The 7340-nt window shown below is 71.2% G+C and carries 5 protein-coding genes; 1 reads left to right on the top strand and 4 read right to left on the bottom strand.

Going from position 1 to position 7340, the window contains the following annotated elements; all coding sequences use genetic code 11:
* Nucleotides 1–480: 480 nt before the first annotated feature.
* Entirely contained in the window at nucleotides 481–981 is a 501-nt protein-coding gene (locus ACIBK8_RS34060; protein WP_399046369.1) for a hypothetical protein, read from the bottom strand.
* A gap of 602 nt (nucleotides 982–1583) precedes the next feature.
* Between ACIBK8_RS34060 and ACIBK8_RS34055 the strand changes: the two genes are divergently transcribed.
* A complete protein-coding gene (locus ACIBK8_RS34055) occupies nucleotides 1584–2240 on the top strand; it encodes a response regulator (protein ID WP_399046367.1) in 657 nt (218 codons plus the stop codon).
* Nucleotides 2241–2261: 21 nt separating this feature from the next.
* On the opposite strand, the gene ACIBK8_RS34050 is transcribed toward ACIBK8_RS34055, so the two are convergent.
* The 3 genes from ACIBK8_RS34050 to ACIBK8_RS34040 all read right to left on the bottom strand — a co-directional run bounded on the left by ACIBK8_RS34050 (nucleotide 2262) and on the right by ACIBK8_RS34040 (nucleotide 7308).
* Nucleotides 2262–3707 (bottom strand): MFS transporter, encoded by a 1446-nt coding sequence (locus ACIBK8_RS34050; protein ID WP_399046365.1) that lies wholly within the window; start codon nucleotides 3705–3707, stop codon nucleotides 2262–2264.
* Nucleotides 3708–3851: 144 nt separating this feature from the next.
* Nucleotides 3852–5045 carry a lipid-transfer protein gene (locus ACIBK8_RS34045; protein WP_399046363.1) on the bottom strand — a complete coding sequence of 398 codons (1194 nt, stop codon included), beginning with the start codon at nucleotides 5043–5045 and terminating at the stop codon, nucleotides 3852–3854.
* A gap of 43 nt (nucleotides 5046–5088) precedes the next feature.
* Nucleotides 5089–7308 (bottom strand): acyl-CoA dehydrogenase, encoded by a 2220-nt coding sequence (locus ACIBK8_RS34040; protein ID WP_399046361.1) that lies wholly within the window; start codon nucleotides 7306–7308, stop codon nucleotides 5089–5091.
* Nucleotides 7309–7340: the final 32 nt, after the last annotated feature.

The following is a 7340-nucleotide window of genomic DNA, read 5'->3' as shown; positions in this document are numbered from 1 at the left end:
TCGCTGGAACAACTCCCACAACTCTTCCGGCACCAACCGCTCAACGATCCCCACCACAACCGACAGCCTACCGAACCAAATGAGATGACTTGTAAGACCGCGACGGAGTTCGGGGCGAATGACTATCGGCGTGTCCACATGGCGATCCCTAGCCCGGTGACCGTGGTCATCAGCGTGACGAGCCACGAGGGGAAGCGGAAGCGCTGAATCGTCAAGTGCATTCCACCGCAACGGAGTTCGAACTGAGGTGGGCTGCTGCGGGTGTCGTTGTTCGCCATGCCTCTATCTCACCGGCACCGCTGCGAGTCCGGCAACTCTGGCACATCTTGGATTCCGCCAAAGCCGGTGACGCCATGCCCGTAAGCCCCGCCCCCATACCGTGTCCCTGGGTGCCCCGAGCTTCCTGCCAGCAGTGGCCGGTGCGGATCTCCTGTCCTCGCAGATATGGGGACGTTGACCCACGGAGTTGGGCAGAGATTTTCAGGTATCGATGCTCAGATCACGACGCAGGGCCTGTTTCAGCGAACCTAGCTGTCCGTGGTAATGGTCCCGCCGTTCGAGATAGGCGGCGTCCTGGAACGAAGCACCCTCTTCGATCGCCATGCGTAGGCGACGCAGCGACTTGTACGCGCCCTCTGTGTGCTGCACAACGGATTCCGGTGCAACTAGTTGGAGCTGAGACCTGAGTTCGTACGCCCCGGACTCCAAAAATACTTTTTGCAGTCGGGCGGATCGCTCCGCCGCGGAAGCCGATTCATCGTGGGCCATCTCGCGAAGACCATTCCTGATGCGCGAAAGAGCAGTTAGATACTCCGCATACATGGCGTGGCGGTTGGTTTGCTTGCGCTCCTCTTCTGCGCGCTGTCGCTCTGCCGTGCGTTCCGCTGTTTCACGTCGCCAGCGGACGCGATCCGCCATGAGCGTGGATCCGGAGCCTATGAGTCCGCCAAGGGCTGCGCTTGCCAGGGGGAGCCAGTCCATAGCTACAGGTTAGGCGACAGTGCTGCATACCGATCGGAAACGCCTGAACAGCCAGGTAGTGAGTACCCGGATACCGCGCAGACCTCGACCCGTGCCCGATCCCCAGGTGTCTCGAGTTAACCCAGGCCGGCGGCCGTTGTGCTGAGCATGAGGTGAACCGGGACCATGCGTCACGAGGCCGCCGGATGCGGTGCGGACCGCTCGGACGCCGGCCCCAGCTGATCGGCACGCGGCGGAGCGTATCCGCGTCGATACTCTCGTGGCATGACGGATGAACCGGAACCCACCGGGTGGGGTACCCCAATTCCCGGCCAGGAGGCCGTAGTTGAGTACGTGCTTGCGCTGTGCGCTCATGAACGTGTGCCTCGCGATATGAGGTGCCACTCCTGCTGGGGCGCACGTCAGATCGTTGTGCGGGGTGCCGCAGGAGAGATCTACGCGCAGCCGTGTATCAGGTGCGCGGGCACGGGACGCCGGTAGCCTCTGCGACTCCAAGCCGGATGGCCGGATGGCCGGATAGCCGGATTTTCCGGCGGGAGCGGTCGGCCGGGCAGGGGTTCGGTTCGCGTCGGCCCCGGCTTCCTACTGGCTAGTCTGGGCCCATGACTGACGTGCCCGACGAGCCCCCCGTGAGCCCCGTGAGCCCCGCGAGCCCCGTGAAAGTTCTTCTCGCCGAGGATCAGGGGATGATGCGTGGTGCGTTGGCGCTGTTGCTCGGGCTGGAAGCGGATATGGAGGTCGTCGCGCAGGTCGCGGCGGGGGATCAGATCGTCGGGGCCGCGTTGGAGACCCGGCCGGATGTCGCGTTGCTCGACATCGAGTTGCCGGGGCGCAGTGGTCTTGACGCGGCGGCCGAGCTGCGGGAGCGGTTGCCGTCCTGCAAGGTGCTGATCGTGACGACGTTCGGGCGTCCTGGGTATCTGCGGCGGGCGATGGAGGCCGGGGCTTCGGGATTCCTGGTGAAGGACGGGCCGGTGGAGGAGCTGGCGGCGGCGATCCGGCGGGTGCTGGCCGGGGAGCGGGTGATCGATCCGGCGCTGGCCGCCGCGGCGTTGAGCGCCGGGCCCAATCCGCTGACGCCGCGCGAGCGGGATGTGCTCACCGCGGCCGTGGACGGGGCGACCGTCGCCGATATCGCGGGCCGGGTGCACCTGTCGCAGGCGACGGTCCGCAACTACCTGTCAGCGGCGATCGGCAAGACCGGCACCCGTAACCGCATGGAGGCGGTGCGGGCGGCCCGGCGCAACGGCTGGCTGTAGCCGAAAGCGCCGGGGCCCGGCTCACCCGTGGGCCGTGTCCGCCCGGCGCCTGGGCAGGGCGACGGCCATCAGCGCGACGGCAGCCAGCAGGATCAGCGCGCCGACGTGGAACGCCAGGCCGTAGCCGCTCGCCAGGGCCTCGGCGCCGTGGCCGGTCAGCGCGCGGGCGGCGGCGACGGTGGACAGGACGGAGAGTCCCAGGGCGCCGCCCATCTGGCGTGAGGTGTTGACCAGCCCGGAGACCAGGCCCTGGTCGCCGGGGGCGGCACCGGATGTGGCGATGGCGGCGGTCGGGGTGGCGGCCAGCCCGGCGCCGAGGGCCATCAGGATGCCGGGGCCCAGGATCGTGCCGAGGTAGGTGCCGTCGGCGCCCATCGCGCCCTGCCAGGCCATGCCGCACGCGGAGATCAACGCGCCGGTGAGGGCGAGGGTCTTGGCTCCCATGCGGTTCATCAGCCGCGGGGCGATCTTCGAGCCGATGACGATGCTCAGCGAGTGCGGGATGAAGGAGATACCGGCCTGGAGCGGCGTGTAGGACAGCACGTTCTGCATGTAGAGGGAGAGGAAGTACCACATCGAGAACATGGCGGCGCCGGACAGCACCATCGCGGCGTTGGCCGATGAGACCGTGCGCAGCCGGAACAGGCCGAGCGGCATCAGCGGCGCCTTGGCGCGTGCCTCGACGGCCACGAACGCGGCGATCACGAGGAGTCCGGCGACCAGCGGCAGCAGCGCGTCGGCCGAGCCCCAACCCGCCGTCTCGGTCTGCACGATGCCGAACGCGACGAGGCCGAGCCCGCCGGTCGCCAGCACCGCGCCCGGTACGTCCAGCCGCCGGCCCGTCTCCCGTCGGCTCTCGGTGAGCCAGAGCACCGCCCCGGCCAGCACCAGCGCCCCGATGGGGACGTTGATCAGCAGCACCCAGCGCCACGACAGGTACTGCGTGAGCACGCCGCCGACCAGGCCGCCCACCGCGCCGCCGCCGGCGCCGACCGCCGTCCAGGTGGCGATGGCGCGGGTGCGGGCGGGGCCGGTGGGGAAGGAGGTGGTGAGGATGGTGAGGGTGGCCGGGGAGAGCACTGCCGCTCCGACGCCCTGGATCGTGCGGGCCGCGATCAGCTGCCAGGGCTCCTGCGCGAGGCCGCCCGCCAGGCTCGCGAGGGTGAACAGCGCCAGACCGACGACGAATATCCGCTTGCGCCCGAAGATGTCGGCGACCCGGCCGCCCAGCAGCATGAAACCGGCGAAGGTGATCAGGTAGGCGTTGACGATCCACTGCAGGCCCAGCTCGCTCAGGCCGAGTCCGGTCCGTACCGCGGGCAGCGCCACGTTGACGACGGAGACGTCGAGGACGACGAGGAACTGGCCCGCGCAGACCAGCAGCGTCACGATCCAGGCGGGTGCCGCCGAACGGCGCGGTGGTGCGGACAGGAGAGCGGGAGCGACTATCGGGGGCATGCGGCCCATGTTCGCACCGGGCCGCCGGGCGCCGCATCGGGATATCGGGGCATCCGTCACCCCGCCCGGGGCCTAGGACTTCCGACGGACGCCGCGGGCCCCGGCGCACCGGCGGATCCGGGTGCCAGGACGCCAACTCCCGCCCCTCCACGCTCACTTGCGGAGCAAGGTCACCACCGCGGCGCCGCCCAGACCGATGTTGTGCGCGAGCCCGGTCCTGGCCCCTGCGACCTGCCGCTCCCCCGCCGTGCCGCGCAGCTGCCAGACCAGTTCCGCGGCCTGCGCGAGGCCGGTGGCGCCCAGCGGGTGGCCCTTGGAGATCAGGCCGCCCGACGGGTTGACGACCCAGCGTCCGCCGTACGTCGTGGCGCCGTCGGCGGCCAGCTTCCCCGACTCGCCGTCCCCGCACATCCCCAGCGCCTCATACGTCAGCAGCTCGTTGACCGAAAAGCAGTCGTGCAGTTCGATGACGTCCACGTCCTCGATGCCGAGACCGCTCGCCTCGTACGCCAGGCGGGCCGCGGCGCGGGAGACCGGCTTGCCGACGACGTCGATGCAGGATCCGGAGGCGAAGCTCTCCTCGGTGTCGGTGGTCATGGCCTGCCCGGCGATCTCCACCGCCCGCTCCTGGAGGCCGTGCGCGCGCACGAACCGCTCGGACGCGACGACGGCGGCGGCCGAGCCGTCCGACGTCGGGGAGCACTGGAGCTTGGTCAGCGGCCGGTGGACGGTCCTGGATTCGAGGATCTCGCCGACCGTGTAGACGTCCCGGAACTGGGCGTTGGGGTTGTGCGCCGAGTGCCGGTGGTTCTTGGCGCCGACCGCGGCGAGCTGCTCCGCCGTGGTGCCGTAGCGGTCCATGTGCTCGCGTGCGGCGTTGCCGAAGATCTGCGCGGTGGGCGGGGTCATCTCGAAGCCGTGCGCCTGCGCCATCAGGCCGTAGTGCCGGGCGACCGGGGACGTCGCGAAGTCCTTGCTGTCCGCGCCGCCGCCGAGCGCGCCGCGCTGCATCTTCTCGAAGCCGAGTGCCAGGACGCAGTCGTTGACACCCGCCTCGACGAACTGGCGCGCCATCATGAGCGCGGTGGCGCCGGTCGCGCAGTTGTTGTTGACGTTGTAGACGGGGGCGCCGGTCAGGCCCAGTTCGTAGACGGCGCGCTGGCCGGCCGTCGATGCCTGGTTGCAGTAGCCGACCGGTACCTGCTCGACCGACTCGTAGCCGATCCCGGCGTCCGCGAGCGCCTTGCCGCCCGCCTCCTTCGCCATGTCCCAGTACTGCCAGTCGCGGCTCTCGGGCTTCTCGAACTTCGTCATCCCGACGCCGACGATGTACGCCTTGCCAGTCATGTGTGTCCTCCTGGGGAGTCACCGGGCGGTTGTGGCCCGGCCGTCAGATCAGGGGGCGGGGCTCCGGGTCGCGCGGCAGGCCGAGCAGCCGTTCGGCGACGACGTTGAGCTGTACCTGTGTGGTGCCGCCCGCGATGGTCAGGCAGCGCGACATCAGGAAGCCGTGCAGGGCCCGGTCGCCTGCGCCCTCGCGCACCGCGCCGTCCGGGCCGAGGAGTTCCAGCGCGAGTTCGGCGGTCTTCTGCTGGTGTGCGGTCTGGACGAGCTTGCGGATGCTGGCGCCGGCGCCAGGTTCCTGTCCTGCGACCTGCTGGAGGGTGGTGCGCAGACCGATGCAGCCCAGCGCGTGTGCCTCGGCCGCCAGGGCGCCGACCCGCGCCCTGACGGTGGCGTCGAGCCCGGCCGCACGGTCGATGAGCGTCCGGAGGCCGGTGTCGAAGGTCATCTGGTCGGCCATGTGCACCCGTTCGTTGTCGAGCGTGGTGCGGGCGACCTTCCAGCCGTTGTCGACCTCGCCGACCACCGCGTCGGCGGGCAGCAGCACGTCGTCGAAGTACACCTCGTTGAACAGCGCGTCGCCGGTGATCTCCGTCAGCGGCCTGATGTCGATACCGGGGCTCTTCATGTCGACGACGAAGAACGTCAGGCCCCGGTGCTTGGGCGCGTCCGGGTTCGTCCGGGCGAGCAGGATGCCGTACCCCGCCCACTGGGCCGCCGATGTCCACACCTTCTGGCCGTTGACCCGCCAGCCGTCCTCGGTGCGCTCCGCCCGGGTGCGCAGCGAGGCCAGGTCGGAGCCCGCTTCCGGTTCGGAGAACAGCTGGCACCAGAGCAGGTCGCCGCGGAGCGTGGCGGGCAGGTAGCGCTCGCGCTGCGCGTCGGTGCCGTGCGCGAGCAGCGAGGGGACCACCCAGGTGGCGATGCCCAGTCCGCCGACCTTGACGCCCGCGGCGGCCAACTCCTGCTGGACGGCGAGCTGTTGGACGGGGCCCGCGCCCAGTCCGTAGGGCTCGGGGAGGTGCGGGGCTGCGTAGCCGGTGGGGGCCAGCGCGCGGCGGGCGGCTGCCGGGTCGAGGCCGCGTACGCCGTCGATGACGGTACGGGCGCGGGCGCGGTGTGCGGCGGCTTCGGCGGGGAGTTCGAGGCGCAGGGTGCGGCGCGCGCCGTCGGCGCCGTGCCGGGCGGCCCGTATCCGGTGGCTGTCGCCGCCGCCGAGCAGCTGGCGGGCGACGGTGGCCCGCCGGAGGTAGAGGTGCGCGTCGTGTTCCCAGGTGAAGCCGATGCCGCCGAGGATCTGGAGGGTGTCCTTGGCGCAGCTGAAGGCGGCGTCCAGGGCGGTGGCGGTGGCCAGCGCGCTGACCAGACCGCGGACGCCGGGGTCGGCGTCGAGCGCCTGGGCGGCGTCCCAGACCAGCGCGCGGGCCTGTTCGCAGCGGACCAGCATGTCGGCGCAGAGGTGTTTGACGGCCTGGAACTGTCCGATGGGGCGCCCGAACTGCTCGCGTACGGCGGCGTGCCGGGCCGCGGTCCGCAGGCTGTGCCCGGCCGCGCCGCAGCTCTCGGCGGCGAACAGCACCCCGGCCAGGTCACGGACCAGCGCGCCGTCGACGGCGAGCACCCGGTCGGCGGGCACCGGCACACTGTCGGCACGCACCTCGGCGGTGTGCCGGGTCGGGTCGGCGCTCTCCTGGACGCGTACGGACAGCGCGGTCGCGTCGACGGCGAGCCAGACGGTGCCGGGCGTCCGCAGCTCGCCGCCGTCCCGGTCCGTCTCCGGTGGCCGGGGCTCGGCGGCCAGCACGATCAGGTCCGCGTCGCCGCCCGCCAGGACGGGGGGCGCGATGCCGTCGATGACGTAGCCGTCGGCCGTGGCGACGGCGGTGAGCGAGCCGGCGCCGAGCGCGACGGCGCCGATCAGGGCGCCGCCCGCCAGGTCGGTCACGAGGTCGCGCCGGCCGCCGCGGCGCAGCAGTTCGGCGGCCAGCGCGCTGGGCAGGTACGGGCCGGGGAACGCGGCGGCGCCCAGTTCCTCCAGGACGACGGCCATGTCGAGAAGGGTGCCGCCGCCCCCGCCCACGGCCTCGGGCAGGTGCAGTCCCAGCAGTCCCTGGGCGGCGAGCGCGTCCCAGTGGGCGGGCCTGCCGCGGTGCGGCGGCGAGGTGTCGAGCAGCTTGCGCACCTCTTCGGGTGGCACGGTCCTCGCGACCCAGCCGCGCGCCGCCACGGCCAAGTCGCGTTGCTCTTGCGTGATTCCGATGCCCATGGCGCGCAGAGTAGAACACGTTTCAATATGAC

This window comes from Streptomyces sp. NPDC050161 (assembly GCF_044460025.1).
GTDB lineage: Bacteria > Actinomycetota > Actinomycetes > Streptomycetales > Streptomycetaceae > Streptomyces.
Note: the sequence above shows the minus strand (reverse complement) of the source record. Positions and strands in the feature narration are given on the sequence as shown.